A 20190-nucleotide genomic window follows, 5' to 3' on the forward strand; every position below is an offset into this window, starting at 1 on the left:
AAGAGTTTTGCGGCGTCAATTCGTTGAGCATCGGTTTTCGTCGATCACGTCGACTTTGCTAAAACGATTTTCTTTCTAAAAAAGATATCCCCGCCCGGCTGCCGTCAATCATGAATACATTGATCCTGGTAACCCTTTGGCGGCCTTTGCGGCTTTGCGTGAGTCTTTTTTCTTGTGATGGAACCAACCAATTTCCATTGGCCCTGGGAAATGCGGATCGAGGACCCCGACGGCGACATGATCCGTTTCGCCGCAGAGCCGCGCGAGGATTTTTCCGTTTGTGGCATGATGTGACAGGGCAGTGGAATCAATTACTAATCGCCCCACTTTGAACTTCGGTACTTTTAAATCGTATTGAGTCGGCCGCTCGCAGCCCTCAACCACTGGTTCCCCCTTCCCAAACCCGCCCTGGGCGGTTTATCATCAATGTAATGCACCTTGGTATTTTCGCTCAAAAAATACAAACTGGCAGTGTCGTCGTTTGCATCGAACTCATGAGACATTGCTGATGAACGAGATCATTTTTCTAGTGGAAGAGGCGGACGAAGGTGGCTATACCGCCCGCGCGCTGGCTGAGTCGATTTTCACCGCCGCCGATGACCTGGACGGGATTCGTCAGAACGTACGCGATGCGGTTGAATGCCACTTTGATGACGGTACTGGGCCCAAAATTATTCGCCTGCATTTCGTCGGCGACAAGGTGATTTCGGCATGAATTTGCCCCGCTCCGTGTCGGCACCCTCTCGGCTATCTTGCGGGATATTGCAGCTCATTTTGATATCTCTCGCGACGAATTGGCAGAGGAACTCTTTGGCCGAAGTATTTAGCTTGTGTTCTCTTCCACTTCCCAAACCCATCAGCGCCCGTTTATCATAGGATTGCGATTTACAGAATGAATCCGCGTCAGGCGGCCACCTGACCCAAGCAACTCACAGGGCAAAAACATGCTACACCGGCGCGATGCGATGATTCGGTTGGGGCAAGCGGGACTGGGCGGGCTGGCGCTGCCGGGGTTGTTGCAGGCCGAACAGGCTTCTGCGGCCGAGACCGCTACCGGCGGAAAAGCCAAATCGTGCATCTTGCTTTATCTGTGGGGCGGACCTCCGCAGCAGGATATGTTCGACCTCAAGCCGCAGGCACCGGCCGGCATTCGCAGTCTGTTTGATCCGGTCGAGACCGTTGTGCCGGGCATCCAACTCAGCGACCAATTGCCGCTGATGGCCAAACATACCGACAAGATGGCCGTCGTCCGCTCCTACACGCATCACAGCAACATACACGAGGTGGGCGTCTATTATTCGCTCACCGGAAAAATCAACGACACGCTCGCCGTTCCCCGCAACCAACGCAATCGCAATGACTTTCCCAACGTAGCTTCGGTCGTTTCCAAATTTGCGCCGCCCAACGTGATGCCGGGCAGCGTGACGATTCCGCGGCCGATCGGGCACGATGGCGTGACTTACACCGGAACCTACAGCGGATTCCTTGGTCCGCGCTACGATCCGATGGAACTCAAAACCCCCGGCGAAGTGACCGGCCCCGCGCCGCACAGCATCGAACTTCCCGACGGCCTGACGACGACACGTCTGCAAGCGCGGTTCGGACTGCTCAATCTGTTGGAGCAAGAAGACCGCATGATGCAAAAGCACGGTCATAAGTTGGCATCCGACAAATTTGGCATTGGTCATTACCGGCAACAAGCGTTCGGCATGCTCACCTCGCCGGAAGCGCACGGTGCTTTCGACATCACTAAAGAACCCGACACCATGCGCGACCGCTACGGCCGCAACGAATACGGCGAAAGTTTCTTGTTGGCCCGCCGACTCGTCGAAGCGGGCGTGCGGTTGGTGACCGTCGTCTGGGTTTATATTGCCCCCGACGGCAACGTACTCAACGTGTGGGACAACCACGGCGGGACCGGCTCGCTGGGCAAGATCAGCGGCTACGCCATGCTCAAGGAAAAGTACTGCCTCCCGCCGCTCGACTTGGCCTACTCAGCACTGTTGGATGATCTCGACCAACGCGGCCTGCTAGACGAAACGTTGGTCGTCGCCCTGGGCGAATTCGGACGCACGCCCAAGATCAACAAGGACATGGGCCGCGACCACTGGGGCGCCTGCCAATCGGTGCTACTGGCCGGCGGCGGAATTCGCGGCGGGCAAATCTACGGCGAAACCGACAAACAAGCCGCCTACGTCACCAAGGACCCGGTGAAGCCCGAAGACATGATTGCGACGATGTACCACGCCCTGGGCATCCCCAACGACGGGTTGATCCACGATACCCAAAAACGCCCGCATCGGATTACCGATGGCGAGCCGTTGGTGGGATTGTTTGGGTAATGTGTTGCGTTTTCATGCCGAGCGTGTGGATCATACACCAAGCTGGGCATGACTCAGATTGGACCGCAATGGCATTTTCACAAGTCTTGGAGTAACGATGCGCACTCCGGACGGCAATTCACAGACCAAGGTATACTTGGCGATCGGCTTGTCGGTTGCGTTTATAGCTTGCGCGACGGTGTTGGCGTGGTTTGCGTATCCACCTTTGAGGGAGTATTACCTAGTTCAACAAGCTGCGGACCGATCAGAGCATGGCGATCTTGCAGGCGAATTGACCTATCTGGAAGCCCTGGCCCATGAATTTCCTTCAAAGCAAAATCGATATCTCCTGTCCTATGCGTTGATCACTCAGGCAATAGAACTTAGCGATGCTGGTGATATGAAAGGAGCCACGGAGATTTTTGACCGGGCTATGGGTTACGCCTATGATGATCCAGGAGCATATCACAAATACGCATGTATGCTCATCGACAATGACAACATCGAAGGTGCTGCATTTTTATTGTCACGTGCTGAATACTGGAATAATCGTCAACCCCAAGGTCTGGACGTCGTAGGCTTCCAATACCACACCGACGCTCAATTGATTTTCAACATCGCACAGAAGTCTGCTGCGAATAAGATGTGGAATCTCAGCGTCAAGCATTATCGATTGTTTAAACAGAACCGGGATCAATCTAGCGATATCCTCGATGGCAACACGCCATATGACCAGTTAGCGAAGGAGTTGGCGGTTGATTTGAAGCTGCAATTATCAGACGAGGATTTTCAAGCAGTTGTGTCTGAATTTCAACGGCAATCTCGATGAGCCCATTGGCCTGCCGCAGGGTTTCCGAGCACTAAGCATCCCGAACGACGGGGTGATTCACGATACCCAAAAACGCCCGCATCGGATTACCGATGGGGAGCCGTTGGTGGGGTTGTTTGGGTGAAACCTGAGAACTGGAAGTAATCGCTATGAAAATCAATAAACGGTCGTGTGCCTCGGCCGTTTTGCTCGTCGCTCTGATTCTTGTCGGCGTCTTTGCCTACGGGCGATACGTGCGTCCCCGCGCCTATCCCTATGCTGCAGTGGTTGTCTCGGCTCCCAGTTCGAAGACGGCTGCTATGAGTGGAATCGTGCCTATTAAGGAACCGATCGGTCTGGGCTTAAACATCACGATCAATCTGGATAACTTTACTTTTCGTGAACCTGGGCATGAACTCGCCGTCAAATGGGTTTACCTGGGCGGTATTTTCCAGCGAGACTTCTACAAATTCACGATGACGTTCGATGGCGTTACCCACACCAAGATTGCGTCGACGTCCGAAGAACCTGTGGAACTGTTGTCGCAAAAGGGCTACGGGCTGAGACTCATTCCCCGTGATCTGGAACTTTACGGTGTGGCCGAATAAACGGGAGAACACGGTCCGAATGAAGTGCTGCCTCAATCGCCGCGTGAAGGATCGTACGGGTCCTCAACGGTTGGAATCGCAGGCGACAAGAATGGATCGTCATGTTCGGAGAGCGTTCCTCGGCAGAGGCGCCACACGCGAAAACAGTTTTCGAAATCAGACAATCGGGAATGGTCCTCATCATCGCGAATATAGAGGATTCCATAAGAGCCAAGCGAATTATCGGCAATCCATTGGAATAGCTCAATCACGTATTCAGAGCGATGATTGTGTTGTCCGTTGACGAATACCGAATCACACATGTTATAGCGATTCAAACTCACGAGTTCATTGGGGATTGTTTTGACATATTCAACGAGATTGTCCCAACAGCGATCCTGAAGAATCGAATCGGTATTGTGGGTGTGATACTGAACCCTAGCCCAACCGTGGAACTCAAACATTCCGATTCACCCTCGTTGAAAAACTGGACAATATGTCTCCTCACTCCGCCGAAGCAAACAACCCCGTCGCATACCACTTCCCACTCGCACCCAACACCAAATCGTAACCGTAGAACACATGTTTGCCTGACACGCCGGCCCAGTGGCCGGGGGATTGGCGCCAGGCGTGGACGCAGTCTTTGGCGCCTTCGATCAATGTTTCGCCGCCCCAACTGACGGCGGCGACTTCGCCGACGATGAGGTTGTCGAAGTGGGCGTTCAGTTCGTGAAACCGGCGGTCCCAATTGTGGTGGCCGACCTGTTCGATGCGTGCCATCAATTTCGAATGCTTGTGTGTTTCGGAGAGCAGGTGCGCATCGACGTCGCTCTCGGTGCTCTTTGGGGATTCGGGGTGAATGCGAATGGCATAAATCAGTGCGCGTTGCGTGATACTTGCACGCGGCAAACCGAGCACGGTCTGTGTCGCCCGCAGCGAATAAAATCGGCCGGGCGAAAAGGGATGTGCGGAGATCAGTTTGCCGTATTGCCCCGTTTCGTCATCGATCAGGTCCATCACAGCGATCCCCTGTTGCTGCTCCATGTGCTTAAACGCTTCGTGATCAAGAAGCCTGGTCGCCGGCTGATCGTCATCGCCTGGGACCTCAACGTCCGTCGGCAGCACGACCCGCACGTATTCGTCCAGCGTCTCGTGTAACTCCGCTTGCGGAAGGACGGTCTCTGTATATGCTGTCGCGGCGGGAGTTTCTTGGGCAGCTCGGAAAAAGATCAACAACAGTTTCTGTTCCTGTTGCGCTTGGCGATATGCGTCGTAATAGTCGGTCTGCCACGCATGACGGCCGATTTGTTCCGCCGCGCAGACTTGTTGTCCGCCGATCAAAAACAGCAATGTTGCCAGGGTATACCATTGGTGGTTATTGAGTATCCAGCGTAGCGGGAGCATGCGAAATTCTCTCAAATTTGAAGGCAATTGTCCGAGCGATTAGAAACGTCAGGGCCATAAATAACAGGCGATTTTACGGCGACAAGTGAACAGAAGTTACCCCGGTGGCCTTTGAAAAGTGGTTTGCGGATGGGGAGCTCCTCTCGTTGGTTCACTGCAGTGTGGGCCGTTCTGGCTCTTTTTGAAAAATTTCGCAATCGGCCACATTATTCTTGCCGTGTCTGCTGCCGGATGTCGCGTTGATGTGTGACACACAGAAATAAAATGTTCGGCTGGGCCAAGCCTTGCGACCCTTATCTCGCAGGTTCAGCGGTTCAATTCCGTAGGAACATTTTTCTCTGTGAGCCCCCTCTGTGGCTCGTCAGTTGTCCCCATTTTCTCTCAAGGGATGTCTCCCATTCGGCCATTGTTTCCACTTCGCTGAGTTGCTCGCGATTGGTATTGGCCCGGCTCTCTCAAAGTCAATTCAAACCCCTCTGTCGTCTCCCACTGACACTGAGCCGCCAGTTTCGAGAACAAACGCAACCGGGTTTTGAAACGAGTTCATTGTGATGACAGTCCTCTTGCTCCCAACGCTCGCCCAAGCCTCGTTGAAATCGCTTCAAGTTGCGCAAGCCGACCAGTCGATACAATCGATGGTGCGGTCCTCCGATTGCGGTGGATGACTACGCGCCTGTTTCGAGATATACACGTCTTGGCACTGTCCTGACCATTCCGGCGGAATCCCATGACATCGCCCATATTCTTTGCCAGCAAAATTGCATTCCTTCACGCTCCGCGCCTGCACCGGTGGGCCGCTGTCGTCTTGGCACTATTGTGCCTGGGCTGGGAGGCGCGATTAGCTCCGGCCGCTGTGCCGATTCCTACGCGACCGATCTATACCAACCAACCGCGGTTTCGCATTCCGTTTCGTTACGATCCGGCGGAACTAGAGCGGATGTCGGCGACGCAGATTTTGTTGTATGTTTCGGACGACGAAGGAATCAAGTGGCGCAAAAGCCAGGCAGTGGCGCCGACCGATGGACGATTCACGTTCAACGCACCGGGCGACGGCGAGTACTGGTTTGTCGTACGCACTCAGAGTGCCGACGGCAGTTTGACGCCTGCACAAGAATCGATTGAACCGGGCCTGAAGGTCATCGTGGATACCTCAGCACCGCAACTGTACTTGACGGTGCGGCAAGCGCAGCCGGGCTGGGCGCAACTGACTTGGAAAGCAGTGGACGCTCATCTCAAGCCGTCGACGCTGACCCTACATTACAAACAAGGCAGCAGCACCAAGTGGAAACCGTTGTCAATCGTCCCGAACACAGAGGGGCAGAAGCAATGGCAGATTCCCTCAGGCGGCAATATCGTCGTTAAAGGGACGGTTCAAGATCTAGCGGCCAATACCGGCAAGGCCGATATGCAAACATCAATCGCTCCGGCAACGGACATTGTTCCCCGGACCAACGTCCCCGGATTGCCCAAGCCAGTAGCGAACAAATCGCGTGGTCCGCAGAGCAACACCGGATTGTACATTCCCAAACGCTTCTCCGAGACCGAAGAGGAGAGCGCACAATTCAAACCGGTGCGACAGGGATCAACTCCCGATCCGTTCGAGCAGTCGCCCTCCCAACAGGAAGGGTTTGTCGCCAACACTAAGCCGATTGGCTCGCGATGGAACGACGATGAGACAACGCCGCCCAATAACACGCAACGCGATTTGCCGGCTGTGCCGTTTCGGTTCGTCAATTCTCGTGAATTTAATATCGGTTACAAAATCGATGACGTCGGGCCGTCAGGTGTGAGTGCTGTTGAGGTCTTCGTTTCGCAAGACAATGGCGACTCGTGGTGGAAGTTTGGTGTGGATGACGACCGCAAAAGTCCGGCACGTGTGAAAGTGCCCAAGGAAGGTCGTTACGGATTAGCGATGCGTGTCCGCAGTGGCGTGGGATTGACGTCCGATCCTCCGCAAGCGGGCGATCGTCCCGACATGGTGATTGTTGTCGATGTCACTCCGCCGGAATTGCGATTGCTGCCGTTGGAGCAAGGACAAGGAGTCGCCAACAACCAAATTCTCATTCAGTGGGATATGGAAGATCAGAACCTAGCTGAGGAACCGATCACGTTGTTTTACGGCGGATCGGCCGCTGGACCGTGGCATCCAATTGCCGGCGCCCATCGCAATACGGGCCGTTATTTGTGGAAGGTCGGACAAGGAGTGCCATCGAAACTCTACATCCGCATCCAAGCTCAGGACGCCGCCGGCAACACGCAAACGGCCGCCACCGATTATCCCGTCCTCGTCGACCTATCCCGGCCGCGTGCCAGGATTGTTGACATCGAACCGGATAGCAGTGGGCAACGTCAGTAAGCGTCGTCTGAGTGACTATTGGGCTGCCTACCCCGGCACCTACTCCGGGGTATGTTCCAGTAGCCAGTCTTCCAGAATCACATGCCGGATGTGTGGTGCGCGCAAGAGGGCCGACTTCGCGGGGAGAATGTTTCTCAACCAAGCGAAGCGATTCAGGCCCGACACGACTCCACTGCTGATCGCTTTGATGTAATTACTTCCCATTTGCTGCGTGACGTTGGTGCTTAAACGTTCAAATGTATTGGGAATGATATTCGGTTCGGGTCCGACATGGAGGATGGTTTTCACGCCCGAGGCCAAAGTGGTGTAGATCACGTCCCACAACATCTGCGGGTGATCGGTCCAGCGGACGAGGATGTCGCGGCTGTTGGACTCCGTATAGTCCGCGCCGCCGGTGACGCAGGAAAGGATTTTGGGGTGGGGAGCGACATGGCCCCCTTGAATGTGATAGACCTTCATGCCGGCGCGATTTGCGACACTTTTTTCCCAAACCAAGGGGGTGTGCAGCGGCGGCCATTGATGTGGGTTCTTGTGAACGACAACCCGTCCCTCAAAGAATTCTTTCTTGAGTTGATTGAACCTGGAGATGGTCTTGGCTTGCCCAAGCACTAAGGCGGCATTGGGAGCCAATTGTGCGGAGGGGCCGATTAGTCCTTTCCCTTCGCAGCTGATGACCATGCACAGATGTTTGAGTTTTGCAAAATCCAGGGCGATGCCGCGCGTGAAGACAACACCCATGGTTACGTCGTGTGCCAACAGTGCGCAGTCGTCGCACAGGCTGAGTGGCACAGACAATAGTTGATCGAGCTCATAGACGCCCCCGACGACCAGCGAGGCCAATTCGCCGACGCTATAGCCCATCGTGAGTTGGACGTTCTGAATATCGGTGCCGTAGAATTCCTTGAGCAAACGCAATTGGGCCAATTCCATGCCCACGATCAACGCGGTGTCATCGGGAAACGTGGTGAGGGAGGTTTCCCGATTGGTCTCGACGTCACTGACAAGGTCGACCGGTCGGCCAATCGCAGCGGCGCAGATTTCTGAAGACCGTTTCAGTTCCTCTCGAACGATCTCTCCATAGGCGGGGTGCATCAGCAGTTCGCGACTGCGGCCCATGTTGGTGACGTTGTATCCCCGGAACGCAAGTGCAGCGGATTGAATTCCGCCTTCAAAGGGGTCGTCCATCGAAAATCTCGCGATTCAAGTGAGTTCTGGGATGAAAACCGTCTCAAGGTGGGCTACTGTATTGCCTGTGTTCTAAAACCGAGACGTGGCTGGCCCATTGTACATCTGACCACTGATTCAACTGTGCAAGTGGTCACAAACCGACGGTGCCGGTTCATTTCTTCGGCGATGTTGCTTGTTTTGATGAAACGCAGTTTTATATCGCTTTGGGGCAGCTTGGCATAGGTGTCTCCAGGGATTCAGTCAACGAGGTCCGCCCCGGCCACAGGTCGGCGTACTGTGAAAGACGTCAAAACGTCGTGAATATCCCCACTGATCCGTCGCAAACTGTTTCCGTTCATAGGATTCAGATCCCGAATCCTTTTTTTGAAGGCGACACCAACGTCTACTTGTTGGACACCGAGCCGCTGACATTGATAGATACGGGGATTGGGACCGAAGCGGCATTCAAGTCGCTTTCCGCAGGTTTTCAAGCCGCCGGCCACCGCATCGAGTCGTTAGAGCGGCTCATATTGACGCACAAACACCAAGATCATTTTGGCTTGTCGCGGCGACTGCAAGATTTGACCGGCTGCGAAGTCTTTATCCACGAGGACGATCTGCGCGACGTCACGCATGTGAGCGAGCGGCTAGACGAGTATGTTGGCATCATCCAGGAGCGGCTGACCGGTTGGGGCGTGCCGACTGCGGATATCGAACACGTCTCCAGTATGCCGTATCGACTCGACAAATTGTGCGGTTCCACCGCAGCACAGTCGTTGAGCGACGGACAGCGTCTCAAATGTGGCGAAACAGAGATGGAGGTCATCCATACTCCGGGGCATACCGTGGGCAGCATCTGTTTGCAGCTGGAGAACTATCTGTTCACCGGCGACCACGTGCTGCCGGGATACACGCCCAATATCGGCGGCGCTGATATTGAGTACAACGGGCTGTTGGGGATGTATCTGAAGTCTTTGGAGCGAATTGCCGGATTCGATCGTCCGGGGTTGACGGTCTTACCCGGCCACCACGATCCGGTCACGGATTTGACAGCGCATGTGCAAAAAACGGTTGCGCATCATGCACAGCGCGAGTCGCAGATCGTAGATTTACTCACCGGCGGAGTAGGGCTCAGCGTGTACGAAATCGCCATCAAAATGTTCGGCACGATGCACGACTTTCATTTGGTGCTGGGAACCGGCGAGGTGCACACACACCTGGAATTGCTGCTCGATAAGAACCAGGTGGTGCACGAAGCGGGGCGCTATTATTCGGCCTAGTTGCCAGTGTTGCAACCTGTTTGCTGGAAAAGGCTTGCGTTGTAAATCACGTGACCTGTCTTGAAAGGCGGTCGTTACCCTGCTAACATATCTACTAACCCTCCTAGAACGTCCCTCCTTAACTTTGTGAAGTCCCACCTAAGTTGTGCCGGTGCAAATAAGTTGCGTTGGACCAAACGTTAGCCGACGTTTCTACCTCGCCATTGAGCACCGCGTTCCAGCCGGAGCATCCATGAGCTTGCGTCCTGTTTTCCAGTTCGGAATCGTGATCGTTTGCGTCATATTTTGTGTCGCCAACTGCGAAGGCACTCTCCACGCCGAGGATGCCTCGGAGGCGCAGATCGATTTCCCAAAAGACGTTCAGCCCTTTTTCAATGACTACTGCGGCGCTTGTCACAATCCCGACGACCAAATCGGCGGATTGGATCTCGAGCAGTATCAATCGATCGAATCGGTCACGACCGAGCGCGCGACTTGGCAGAAGATTCTTCACGCCTTAAACACCAAGGAAATGCCTCCTGAGGACGAAGCGCAGCCCAGTGAGGAACAACGAAAGGCGATCACGAAATGGATCGACCTGGAGTTGAAAAGTTTTGATTGCACAAAAGTTGGCAACCCTGGCCGCGTGACTATCCGCCGGCTCAATCGCGTGGAGTACAACAACACGATCCGCGATTTGATGGGTGGCGATTTTCAACCCGCGGACGATTTTCCCTCGGACGACGTCGGTTATGGATTCGACAACATCGGTGACGTGCTATCGATGTCGCCGCTGCTGATGGAGAAATATCTCTCCGCTGCGGAAAAAATTGTGGAAACCGCTCTTTGGGCCGAAGATCCCTACAAGGCTCCGCGTAAGAGCTTTGAGGGCGCAGAGATGCAGCAAGATCGTGGCGGCAACGTTTTTGGCAAATTCCGCTCATTGGCGTCGATGGGTGAAGTTTTTACGGAGCATGAATTTTCAGCCGACGGCGACTACTTGGTGATTTGTGAGGCGTACGGCAAGCAGGCGGGACCGGATCCGGCGAAAATGGAATTCCGGATCGACGGCAAAGCGGTCGAGACGGTGAATGTGACTGCTGTCTCGGAGTCGCCGGGTTACTACGAAATCCGCATACCGATCACCGCCGGCAAACATCGCGTGGGAGTCGCCTTCATAAACGACTACTACCAACCAAAACATGAAGACCCCAAACTGCGCGGCGATCGCAACCTGTATATTTGCAACGTGGCCATCCAAGGACCGATTGAAATAACACCCCAGGAATTACCGGAGACACACAAGCGGCTCGTGTTTTGCGACCTCTCGGAAGGGGAAGACCCACTTAAGTGCGCACATGCGATTCTTGAAAAATTCATCACCCGCGCGTTTCGCCGCCCGGCCACTGAAGATGAGATCCAAAATTTCATGCGGCTGGGATACAAGATTATCGAGGACGGCGGCACCTCCGAACAGGCATTGCAGGTGGTCTTCAAAGCCATCCTGATTTCACCACAGTTTTTGTTCCGCATCGAATTGAATGAAGCCTCCGAAAAGGGTGAGCAGGACCGTGCTCTGAACGATTATGAGTTGGCATCGCGGTTGTCCTATTGGCTGTGGAGCAGCATGCCGGATGACGAATTGTTCGAACTGGCCGGTAAAGGAGAGTTGAGCAAGCCGCTCGTATTGGAAGCACAAATTCGCCGGATGCTGGCTGATCCCAAATCGTCAGCACTGGTGGAAAACTTTGCCGGGCAATGGCTGCAACTGCGCAGTTTGACGGAGGCGGCACCGAACAAAGATGTCTTCAGCGAATTCGACGATGAATTGCGGATGGCGATGCGGCGCGAGACCGAAATGTTTTTCGCGGCTGCGATTCGTGAAAACCTGAGCATCTTAGATTTTCTCGACGGCAAGTTCACTTACGTCAACGAGCGATTGGCCAAGCATTATGGACTTGAAGGAGTCAGCGGTCCGGAGTTTCGTCGCGTCTCTTTAGAAGGAACCCAACGGGCCGGCGTATTGACGCAGGCCAGTATTTTGACGATTACCTCGGATCCCACGCGGACCTCGCCCGTGAAGCGGGGGAAATGGATTTTGGACAATATTTTAGCCAGTCCGCCCCTCCCACCGCCGCCGGACGTTCCCCTGCTGTCAGAGGACGCCGACGCGGTTGCATCGGGTACGTTGCGGCAACGATTTGAGATTCATCGTTCCAATCCCGCCTGCATTTCCTGCCATGAGAAAATGGACCCTCTTGGTTTTGGTTTTGAGAATTTCGACGCGATCGGCCGCTGGCGGACCAAAGACTCCGGCTTTGACGTCGACGCCTCTGGCACGTTACCTGATGGACAGACGTTTAATGGTCCCACAGAACTGCTGACAATTCTTAAGGCGAGCCGAGGCGAATTTAGCCGATGTTTAACTGAGAAGATGTTGACCTACGCGCTGGGGCGGGGCCTTGAGTACTACGACAAGTGTGCAGTAGACTCAATCTGTGATGCCCTGGACAAAGACGACTACAAATTCACGACCATGTTTTTTGAAATCGCAAAAAGCGATCCGTTTCGCAATCGACGGAACTCTCCAGGAGATAAAAAATGAGCAAGAACTGGCATATCCCGCGTCGTACGTTTTTACGTGGCATGGGAACGGCGATCGCTTTGCCTATGTTCGATGCCATGTTGCCGGCCGTTAGCCGCGCTGCAGAAGCAGAAACAGCCGCCGCCACGACTGCATCTGCCACCACCGCTGCGGCGCCAATGCGGACGGCCTACTTCTATGTTCCCAACGGCGTGCACATGGAGCATTGGAAGCCGAAGACGGACGGGACCGACTTTGAATTGCCGGAAATCTTAGCTCCTTTGGAGGAAGTGCGAGGCGACATCAACATCCTCACCGGTTTGGCGCACGACAAGGCAAAAGCCAATGGCGACGGTGCCGGCGACCACGCACGGTCCGGGGCTGCGTTCCTAACCGGTTGCCAACCACGCAAGACAGATGGCGCCGACATCAAAGCCGGCATTTCCGTCGACCAGTTCGCCGCCCAGCACGTTGGCAAGCATACGAAGTTTGCCTCGCTGGAATTAGGACTGGAACGAGGACGCCAGGCAGGAAATTGCGACTCAGGCTATAGCTGCGCGTATTCATCCAACGTCTCATGGCGCAGTGAATCGACGCCGATGGCCAAGGAGATTGATCCACGATTGGTCTTTGAACGGCTGTTTTCGGTCGGATCGACCCAAGAGGTCGCCGGCAGCGTCGCGCGTCGCAACCGGGAGCGCAAAAGCATCCTCGACTTTGTCTCGGATGACGCAAAATCTCTGAGAAAAAAATTAGGACGCAAAGATAAACGGAAGTTGAGCGAATACCTCTCCGGCGTCCGCGAAATCGAACAACGGATCGCTAAAAGCGAGACGCGAGAGACCATTACCGTTGCCGGCGTGACCGCTCCGGCGGGGATTCCCAAGGATTTAGGGGAACACTATCGCCTGATGTGTGACATGCTGGTCTTAGCGCTTCAGGGAGATTTGACACGGATTTCGACATTCATGGTGGGCAACGCGGGTAGCAACCGCAGTTTTCCCTTCATTGATGTGCCGGAAGGGCATCACAGCCTGTCGCATCACCAGAACAAACCTGAGACACTGGAAAAGATCAAAAAGATTAACTTGTTCCATATGCAGCAGTTTGCATATTTCCTTAAGCGGTTGAAATCGATCGAAGAGGGTGAAGGAACTTTGTTGGACAACTGTGCGATCGTTTACGGATCGGCCATCGGCGATGGAAATCGTCACAATCACAACGACTTGCCTGTGGTCTTGGCCGGCAAGGCGGGCGGTACGATTCAAACCGGACGGCACATTGTTTACGAAGACGATACGCCCATGAATAATTTGTTTTTATCATTGCTGGATCGCCAAGGAGTCGAAGTGGAATCCTTGGGAGACAGCTCCGGACGTTTGAAGGGACTGGAAGGCTGATTTTGCAAGCGGGGCAACCCCGTTTATTCAACAAGGTCTGCCGGTCCGTTATTATGGGGATGAAAACTGAGCGACGATACATTGTTTCAATTCCTCGAGGCGCCTGCTGCGGACACGATGGTGTCAGTTTCTAAAACGGGTGCAACTGGGTATTGAAACTGGTCCTCATCGCGACTTCCCCCTTTACGTGACATCTCTTGCGGACTTCTAGGCCCCATGCCGGTTGACGAAACGGATCGATTGCTTGTTCAACGCATTCGCCAGGGAGACTCCCAGGCGTGGGAAGAGTTGATCGCTCGTTACGAAGGACGGTTGTTGGCATTTGTGATGAGCCGTCTCGGCAAACGGGCCGTGAGTGAAGATGTCGTGCAGGAGGCGTTCTTGGGGTTCGTGGTCAGCCTGCCCAACTACAACGACAAGACGCCGCTGGAAAGCTATCTGTTCGCGATTGCCGCACATAAGCTGACCGACACGCTACGTCGCGAAGGGCGACGTCCGACCATCCCGCTCATGGCTGCTACTGAGACCAGCGTGCCGGCTGCCGAGCCGCGAGCCAATGTCCGCATGGCATCCAGCATCGCTCGCAGTGGCGAACGGCGTTCGGTCGAAGAGGCGTTCCTGAGAGAAACGCTGGAATCGATGATCGCCTCTTGGAAGGAAAAAGGCGAATACGAACGAATGATGTGTATGGAGCTGTTATTCGTGCTCGGTTTGCAGAATAAAGAAGCGGCACAACGGCTGAGAATTTCCGAGCAAGCGGTCGCCAATCACAAACATTTTGTGGTGAGCAAACTCAAGCAAGCGGCCGAAGCATCGTTGCTACGCGACCTGAACTTCGAGAGTCTGGGTTTGTCGTAGCAGGTCCGCTCGGCGTTACTTCGCCTATGCAACTAAGCCGAAGGCTTTTAACGACGAGTCGTTTGATTGAATTGGGCGGGATCAAACGCGTCGGTCGTATCGCTGATTTGTTTGCGAATCTTTGCCTTTTCACGTTCCATACGCGTGGCGACTTCCGCACGGGGAGATGCAAGCGATTCCCCCGTTAAGGTCTTTTTGATTTGTTGCTGCAAATCCTGTTTGGCCAACGCGCGGCCCCCTTTGCCGGCGGCAACGCTCGCCACCCATTTGCGGATTTCCTGCTGCTGCAGGTGTCCGCTGCGACCTCGGAACAGGAGTCGGGAGCCGTGATGATTGTCGTCCAGTTTCGTCAATAGGGGGCTACTTTGGGGATTTTTAAAGTCGACCTGTTTGAGCACGGCGGCCAAGTTGCGTTGTGTGCCGACGCGCGACGAATATTGCCCGACTTTAATGCGGAGCAAACTGAAATCGTTGTCCGATGACGACTCGGCATGGCAATGCGCGTTGGCACAGGTGTTCATTAAAATCGGTTGAATTCTCGCCGTGAAGTTTTGTGCGTTGTCACGGGATAATCCTCCCAAGGATTCGGCTTCGTAGTCCAGTCCCGCGAACTTTTGGCGACTGGTCGTTTTGCCGTTTTCTAATGCGTCCGGCGATTCTCCTAACATGGCGTCAAGCCGTCGGAGCATCCGCCGTGATTGGATACGTCCCGGTTCCAGGGCCACGGCATCGTTGAGTTCTCGTTGCGCTTCTTTCAGCAGGTTGAAACCAATACACCACCGTGCCAAGACGACATGATCCGAGGCCGTCGGCTTATCAAAATCCGCCCGCTTTTTGTTGTAGGCATCATGCAGATCCGTGCAAACATGCCGGACCATATTATCGGGCACAAACATTTCGCCGCGAGATTTCTGGACGCGATATTCACCGCCGCCATGCGAGATGCGCCCTTTGATGATTTTGCCGTTGTCCAACAGCAACAGTCCCGATTCCACCACATGGGGCGTCGGTGATTTCGGCGCCGGTTCGCTGGCAAACGCGATGTGGGACATGGCGATGATGGCACTGAAGAGCATGGCCCAGATGCGCGGATCGTCGAGTCGCAGTGAAAATTTTCGTTGGATTGATGTGTGATCGGTCACGGTGACGGATTCCCTTCCGAACGGCGGATATTCCGCAGTTGCGCACATTCCCGGTCGCCGAAATGAGAGCGGCAGACTGACCGCGAATTGAGATGGCCTGTGATTGGGGGGTGAGAGGAGCGGGAGGATACCCGGCCATCGGTGATGGGTCAATTGGAATTGCTACACCGGCGGTTTGGCTGTTCAACGTCTCAACGATTCGGCGGCTCGCTGGACTTGTTGAAACAGTCCGCGTCCCTCGTCTACCACGGGAGACCTCATCCAGCCCCCTTCGATCAACACGCCATAGGTCAATGCGCACAACATCGCGTAGGAGAACAAGTTTGCCAAGACGTTTGAGCCCATGAATTTGAGTGCGCTGCCGGCTGATTTGGCGAGTTTGAAGCGAATTCCCGTAAATTGAACGCTAAAGATCTCATCGAGAATTAAGTGTGACAAAAACCCGACGGCCACGGCTCCGGCCATCAAGAATCGCGTGCTAGCTTGGTCGCTGCGGTATCCCAAAAAGACGAGTTCTGCGACGATGAACAACGCGGGAATACTGTGGAACATGCCGCGGTGGACTGTTAGTTTGCCGACGATGGTTGCGCCCAGATAGCGGACGACGAGGTAGATCACGACCGCTAGAAACATCGCCCCTTCGTATCCGCCTCCCCAGAGCACCAACCGTGGCATCAAGACCAAGGGGGCGACGGCGGCGGTCAAGGCGAACAGCTCGCGGGAAGGCGTGCTATTTTCCAAGTCCAAGTCGGGCAACATGCCGCCGACAGCGGTCAGGCAACCGGCCAAGGCGCCTTGCATGGGCGTGAATCCACCGAGCATTGTAGCGCCCACTCCGTAACCAACACCCAAAACACCGCTGGTCGTGACGTGTCCGCGAAAATTGGCCATTGTGTGTCATCCTTGATTCAATGGACGGCTAGGTGGAGGTGCGTGGGCGATGGATGGGTTTTGAGATACCCCAGGACTTGGGAGCATCCGAGTGCCAGAATTTAGGAATGTCTGCCGTGGTCAACGCTATCACATCGTCTCGCTTGGGGGGAGAGGGATCGAGGCTTGATAATTCATGCGACCGCTATGGGACGTAAGATCGCGCGGATCATTGTTTTTGATAGGACCCGCAAAACCTGTCCTTCGCAGCAACACATTTCGAAGAAGCACGAGAGTCGAATTCTTTTTGATTGACCACAGTTGCGTGGAATGCGAATTTGAAAGTAGGTCGTCCGTTTTTGCAATTCCTCCGGTAGCGAAGTCACAACTTGATTCAGCAATTGCGGTGATCACAAAAGGAGAAGTCGGTGTTGAGTAGATTCCTGATTGCAGTCGTTGCACTTGGATTGATGGGCTCGAGCGCCCAAGCGGAATCGTTCATGTTTTCGCAAGGAACTCGGGCTGCGCAGGCGGATTTCGACGTCGTGGGCGGCAACCTCCAAGTGACATTAACCAACACCTCGTCATTCGACACGCTTGTGCCTGTGGATGTCCTGACTGCCTTGTACTTCGATATTCTGGGAAATCCTTCGCTCTCGGCGGATTCCGCACGTGTGGGCGCTGGCAGCAGCATCATTTACGACTCGGCTACCAGCGATGTCGGCGGAGAGTGGGCCTATCGTCAAGGCATCGGTAGCGGAGCATTACCGGACAACCAAGCGTATGGCATCAGTAGCACGGGACTGGGAGTCTTTGGCCCCCCGAACATCATTGGCGGCCCGAATCTATCTGGGCCAGTCAGCCCCGGTGGATTGCAATACGGCATTGTCTCAGCAGGTGACAACCCCTCCACCGGTAATGGTGGGATTCGAAATACTGGCGGATTGATCAAGAATTCCGCAGTATTCACGCTCTCATCGCTTCCGCCCGCCTTTTCCCTCGATCGTATTGGCAATGTCCGCTTTCAATACGGCACGAACTTGCTGGAACCGAGTTTTTTACCCGGGATTCCGCCGGAAAACTTGCCAGCCGTCCCTGAACCCAGCAGTTTCGTCTTATTCGGCATTGGTGCTGTAGGCCTCGGGGCCTTTGTGTGCCGCCGGAGAAGACAGCTGAAGCCCTAGAACAGCTGATATAAGAGCCGTTGAATACAAACATGAACGCCTATAACGCCCATGCAATCTGCTGGGCGTTATTTTTTGGGCTTCTCGAAAGGTCTCGTCTCATCAGGGTTTGCCCTAACTTCCTATTTTCACGAGATTTCTGCAATTTTATTCTGGTCATTGCTCAGCGATAGGATTATTCTAATTGTGCGGAACAACCCAATCTTACAAGATTTGCAAGATTTACCTTCAGTTGAGGCATGGGCCACAACGCTGCTGTTTCCGTAAAATTTTCATTGGCACCATTTGATTGAGATAATTAAACGGGCAGAGGAGTATTTATCGATGAGTTTTTTCACAAGGTTATTGGGCGTTTGCGGCGTGATCTGCTTGCTCTCATCACCTTCTTCAGTATCTGCCAACTCGTTTTTGTTTTCTGGGTCAGACAACGGGGGGATGGCGACGGGAGTCATGGACATTGGAATTGGCACGACTACAGTCGCCAATGACACAGTTGTCGTGAAAATTCAAAACACATCCCCAACGACGCTTATCAATGGAACCGGCGTGAATGCGTCAGCCATCACAGGGTTTGGCTTCAACTTATTGGACCCCGAGCCGGGAGTTTTTTCGTGGACGCTGACAGCGTTTGAAAAAAATTCCAATGGAGTTTTGAATGGCACCTCGACAGTCATCGGCGGATCCTCGGGTGCCCCATCGACCAACCCATGGGCGTTAGATCTTGATGCAGGGACTGGAAACCTGAATTTCGACTATTACCCCAGCACGTCCCCCGGCTCAACATCCAAGGGCGGAATTTATAATCCAGATGCGACGAGTGGTTTCGGTGGTTCTCCGCACTATTTCTCAGAAGCCATACTGAGAATTCAATTCGATGTCCCGCCCTTGCCCGTCTTGGATTTAAACAGCTCGCCTTTTTTGCGGTACCAGGTCGTTGGAAATGGCGGTAGTTTGAAGCTTTTTGGCACTCCCAATGACGGCCCTGATCCCGGTCCTGGTGTGGTTCCCGAGCCCAGCAGTTTTGTTCTGTTTGGTCTCGGGGCAATTGGTCTCGGGGCTTTTGTTCGCCGTCGTAACCAGAAATTGAAGACTCGAATCAACTGATCCAAGAATCGGTTGGATAAATCACGAATTTCTAAGCCGCCCGGTAATTTGCCGAGGCGGTTTTTCGTGCGCATTCGAGGTTCTCCACACACCCGGGTTTGCCCTAATTTTCCAACTTTATGAAAAAATTGCCCTTTTTTTCTGGTCATAGCTAAGCATTACGTTTATGCTGATTATCTGGAACGGGGCAGTTCTACAGGATGTGCGAGATATACCACCAATGGACGGATGGGCCGCTCATCTAGCAACACCAAGCAGTTTTTTATTGACACCATTTGTAAACGAAAAGTAGACGGGCCGGGGGAGAAACACGAATGAACGCGTTCACAAGAGTACTGGCAGTCGGGGCTTTGGCATTAGTCGCCAGTTCATCCGTTGCTCAAGCGGAGTCCATGTTATTCATGGATAACTTTATCGGACACGGAATGGGGGAGTTGTACACCGGTCCGACGAGCGGAAACTCGATCGCCCCGTTCACAACCGAATCCAGTACAAATAACGGCCGAGTCACACTCTATGGTGGCGGGTTGTTGATGGATGTGAATACCAGTGGCAGCTACAACCTCAATGAAGCGAATCTCGTCTTAAACTTGGAAGATTGGGAAGGTATTCGTGTGACGTTTAACCACCGATCCTATGATGACGAAGTTCACGGATTTGCAACAGACGAATCTCGAGTGGGTGGGAGTGGCGACCAAGATGCCGGGCAACTGAACCCGTTTGTCGATCACTCTAATGCGGACGGCGTGGCCGTGAGTGTTGATGGTGAGAACTTTGTGCCGATTTGGACGCCGAGTGCCGGGGAAAGTAACTCTAATTGGTACAACGTTCAGCTCAATTCCGTAGACGCCGCGATCGCCCAAGCTTTAAACCTTGCTGGTGGCAACGGCTCGCTGTCAACCGTGACGTTTCGTCTGCAGCAATACGACAACTATACCAAACCCTCAGATGGTCGGGGCTGGGATTGGGTCACGATCTACGGCACCGAAAAGCCGTCCGGAGCGCCCGGGGTGGTTCCCGAACCTTCCAGCTTTGTCTTGCTGGGAATCGGAGCCATGGGGCTTGTTGGCTACAGCTGGCGTCGCCGGAAGACTCGCAAGGTTGCGTAGCTCACACGACAAAAAAATGAAAAAGGCCGCCCGTGCA

The 20190-nt window shown here is 54.1% G+C and carries 17 protein-coding genes; 12 read left to right on the forward strand and 5 right to left on the reverse strand.

Annotated features, from left to right (window positions below):
- Window positions 1-508: 508 nt before the first annotated feature.
- The 4 genes from CA54_RS16955 to CA54_RS16970 all read left to right on the forward strand — a co-directional run bounded on the left by CA54_RS16955 (window position 509) and on the right by CA54_RS16970 (window position 3737).
- Window positions 509-715: a 2-oxoisovalerate dehydrogenase gene (locus CA54_RS16955; RefSeq protein WP_146371993.1), complete on the forward strand. Its 207-nt coding sequence runs from the start codon at window positions 509-511 to the stop codon at window positions 713-715.
- A gap of 229 nt (window positions 716-944) precedes the next feature.
- On the forward strand, window positions 945-2342 hold the full coding sequence (locus CA54_RS16960; RefSeq protein WP_146371994.1) for a DUF1501 domain-containing protein: 1398 nt from the start codon (window positions 945-947) through the stop codon (window positions 2340-2342).
- Window positions 2343-2439: 97 nt separating this feature from the next.
- Window positions 2440-3150 carry a hypothetical protein gene (locus CA54_RS16965; protein WP_146371995.1) on the forward strand — a complete coding sequence of 237 codons (711 nt, stop codon included), beginning with the start codon at window positions 2440-2442 and terminating at the stop codon, window positions 3148-3150.
- A gap of 149 nt (window positions 3151-3299) precedes the next feature.
- Window positions 3300-3737 carry a hypothetical protein gene (locus CA54_RS16970; protein ID WP_146371996.1) on the forward strand — a complete coding sequence of 146 codons (438 nt, stop codon included), beginning with the start codon at window positions 3300-3302 and terminating at the stop codon, window positions 3735-3737.
- Window positions 3738-3769: 32 nt separating this feature from the next.
- Here CA54_RS16970 and CA54_RS16975 read toward each other — a convergent pair whose 3' ends face one another.
- Window positions 3770-4180 (reverse strand): Imm7 family immunity protein, encoded by a 411-nt coding sequence (locus tag CA54_RS16975; protein WP_146371997.1) that lies wholly within the window; start codon window positions 4178-4180, stop codon window positions 3770-3772.
- 40 nt (window positions 4181-4220) lie between these two features.
- The gene (locus tag CA54_RS16980; protein WP_146371998.1) at window positions 4221-5120 is read right to left on the reverse strand and encodes a CAP domain-containing protein; all 900 of its coding nucleotides are present in this window, start codon (window positions 5118-5120) and stop codon (window positions 4221-4223) included.
- Window positions 5121-5847: 727 nt separating this feature from the next.
- Here CA54_RS16980 and CA54_RS16985 point away from each other — a divergent pair.
- Complete coding sequence (locus tag CA54_RS16985) at window positions 5848-7476, forward strand: hypothetical protein (RefSeq protein WP_146371999.1); 1629 nt, start codon at window positions 5848-5850, stop codon at window positions 7474-7476.
- 39 nt (window positions 7477-7515) lie between these two features.
- Here CA54_RS16985 and CA54_RS16990 read toward each other — a convergent pair whose 3' ends face one another.
- A complete protein-coding gene (locus CA54_RS16990; RefSeq protein WP_146372000.1) occupies window positions 7516-8661 on the reverse strand; it encodes an ACP S-malonyltransferase in 1146 nt (381 codons plus the stop codon).
- A gap of 299 nt (window positions 8662-8960) precedes the next feature.
- Between CA54_RS16990 and CA54_RS16995 the strand changes: the two genes are divergently transcribed.
- The 4 genes from CA54_RS16995 (at window position 8961) to CA54_RS17010 (ending at window position 14744) form a co-directional block, all read left to right on the forward strand.
- Window positions 8961-9923, forward strand: coding sequence for an MBL fold metallo-hydrolase (locus tag CA54_RS16995; RefSeq protein ID WP_197532517.1), 963 nt, complete (start codon window positions 8961-8963; stop codon window positions 9921-9923).
- Between the two features lie 232 nt (window positions 9924-10155).
- Window positions 10156-12507: a DUF1592 domain-containing protein gene (locus CA54_RS17000; protein WP_146372002.1), complete on the forward strand. Its 2352-nt coding sequence runs from the start codon at window positions 10156-10158 to the stop codon at window positions 12505-12507.
- Window positions 12504-13886, forward strand: a complete 1383-nt coding sequence (locus CA54_RS17005) for a DUF1552 domain-containing protein (RefSeq protein ID WP_146372003.1) — start codon at window positions 12504-12506, stop codon at window positions 13884-13886. Before CA54_RS17000 ends, CA54_RS17005 begins: the two co-directional genes overlap by 4 nt.
- A gap of 216 nt (window positions 13887-14102) precedes the next feature.
- A complete protein-coding gene (locus tag CA54_RS17010) occupies window positions 14103-14744 on the forward strand; it encodes an RNA polymerase sigma factor (RefSeq protein ID WP_146372004.1) in 642 nt (213 codons plus the stop codon).
- Window positions 14745-14791: 47 nt separating this feature from the next.
- On the opposite strand, the gene CA54_RS17015 is transcribed toward CA54_RS17010, so the two are convergent.
- Together CA54_RS17015 and CA54_RS17020 are read right to left on the reverse strand one after the other, a co-directional pair.
- Window positions 14792-15886, reverse strand: a complete 1095-nt coding sequence (locus CA54_RS17015; RefSeq protein WP_146372005.1) for a hypothetical protein — start codon at window positions 15884-15886, stop codon at window positions 14792-14794.
- 183 nt (window positions 15887-16069) lie between these two features.
- Window positions 16070-16777, reverse strand: a complete 708-nt coding sequence (locus CA54_RS17020; RefSeq protein WP_146372006.1) for a metal-dependent hydrolase — start codon at window positions 16775-16777, stop codon at window positions 16070-16072.
- Window positions 16778-17184: 407 nt separating this feature from the next.
- On the opposite strand from CA54_RS17020, the gene CA54_RS17025 reads away from it, so the two are divergent.
- The 3 genes from CA54_RS17025 to CA54_RS17035 all read left to right on the forward strand — a co-directional run bounded on the left by CA54_RS17025 (window position 17185) and on the right by CA54_RS17035 (window position 20153).
- Entirely contained in the window at window positions 17185-17940 is a 756-nt protein-coding gene (locus CA54_RS17025; protein WP_146372007.1) for an XDD4 family exosortase-dependent surface protein, read from the forward strand.
- A 324-nt stretch (window positions 17941-18264) separates the two neighbouring features.
- Complete coding sequence (locus CA54_RS17030) at window positions 18265-19044, forward strand: PEP-CTERM sorting domain-containing protein (RefSeq protein WP_146372008.1); 780 nt, start codon at window positions 18265-18267, stop codon at window positions 19042-19044.
- A gap of 314 nt (window positions 19045-19358) precedes the next feature.
- Window positions 19359-20153 carry a PEP-CTERM sorting domain-containing protein gene (locus tag CA54_RS17035; protein WP_146372009.1) on the forward strand — a complete coding sequence of 265 codons (795 nt, stop codon included), beginning with the start codon at window positions 19359-19361 and terminating at the stop codon, window positions 20151-20153.
- Window positions 20154-20190: the final 37 nt, after the last annotated feature.

It is taken from the genome of Symmachiella macrocystis (assembly GCF_007860075.1).
GTDB classification, from domain to species: Bacteria; Planctomycetota; Planctomycetia; order Planctomycetales; family Planctomycetaceae; genus Symmachiella; species Symmachiella macrocystis.

Excerpts from the sequence above, each read along its gene's own strand:
- CA54_RS16955 (WP_146371993.1), top strand. The coding sequence starts at position 509 with ATGAACGAGATCATTTTTCTAGTGGAAGAGGCGGACGAAGGTGGCTAT.
- CA54_RS16960 (WP_146371994.1), top strand. The coding sequence starts at position 945 with ATGCTACACCGGCGCGATGCGATGATTCGGTTGGGGCAAGCGGGACTG.
- CA54_RS16965 (WP_146371995.1), top strand. The coding sequence starts at position 2,440 with ATGCGCACTCCGGACGGCAATTCACAGACCAAGGTATACTTGGCGATC.
- CA54_RS16970 (WP_146371996.1), top strand. The coding sequence starts at position 3,300 with ATGAAAATCAATAAACGGTCGTGTGCCTCGGCCGTTTTGCTCGTCGCT.
- CA54_RS16975 (WP_146371997.1), bottom strand. The coding sequence starts at position 4,180 with ATGTTTGAGTTCCACGGTTGGGCTAGGGTTCAGTATCACACCCACAAT.
- CA54_RS16980 (WP_146371998.1), bottom strand. The coding sequence starts at position 5,120 with ATGCTCCCGCTACGCTGGATACTCAATAACCACCAATGGTATACCCTG.
- CA54_RS16985 (WP_146371999.1), top strand. The coding sequence starts at position 5,848 with ATGACATCGCCCATATTCTTTGCCAGCAAAATTGCATTCCTTCACGCT.
- CA54_RS16990 (WP_146372000.1), bottom strand. The coding sequence starts at position 8,661 with ATGGACGACCCCTTTGAAGGCGGAATTCAATCCGCTGCACTTGCGTTC.
- CA54_RS17000 (WP_146372002.1), top strand. The coding sequence starts at position 10,156 with ATGAGCTTGCGTCCTGTTTTCCAGTTCGGAATCGTGATCGTTTGCGTC.
- CA54_RS17005 (WP_146372003.1), top strand. The coding sequence starts at position 12,504 with ATGAGCAAGAACTGGCATATCCCGCGTCGTACGTTTTTACGTGGCATG.
- CA54_RS17010 (WP_146372004.1), top strand. The coding sequence starts at position 14,103 with ATGCCGGTTGACGAAACGGATCGATTGCTTGTTCAACGCATTCGCCAG.
- CA54_RS17020 (WP_146372006.1), bottom strand. The coding sequence starts at position 16,777 with ATGGCCAATTTTCGCGGACACGTCACGACCAGCGGTGTTTTGGGTGTT.
- CA54_RS17030 (WP_146372008.1), top strand. The coding sequence starts at position 18,265 with ATGAGTTTTTTCACAAGGTTATTGGGCGTTTGCGGCGTGATCTGCTTG.
- CA54_RS17035 (WP_146372009.1), top strand. The coding sequence starts at position 19,359 with ATGAACGCGTTCACAAGAGTACTGGCAGTCGGGGCTTTGGCATTAGTC.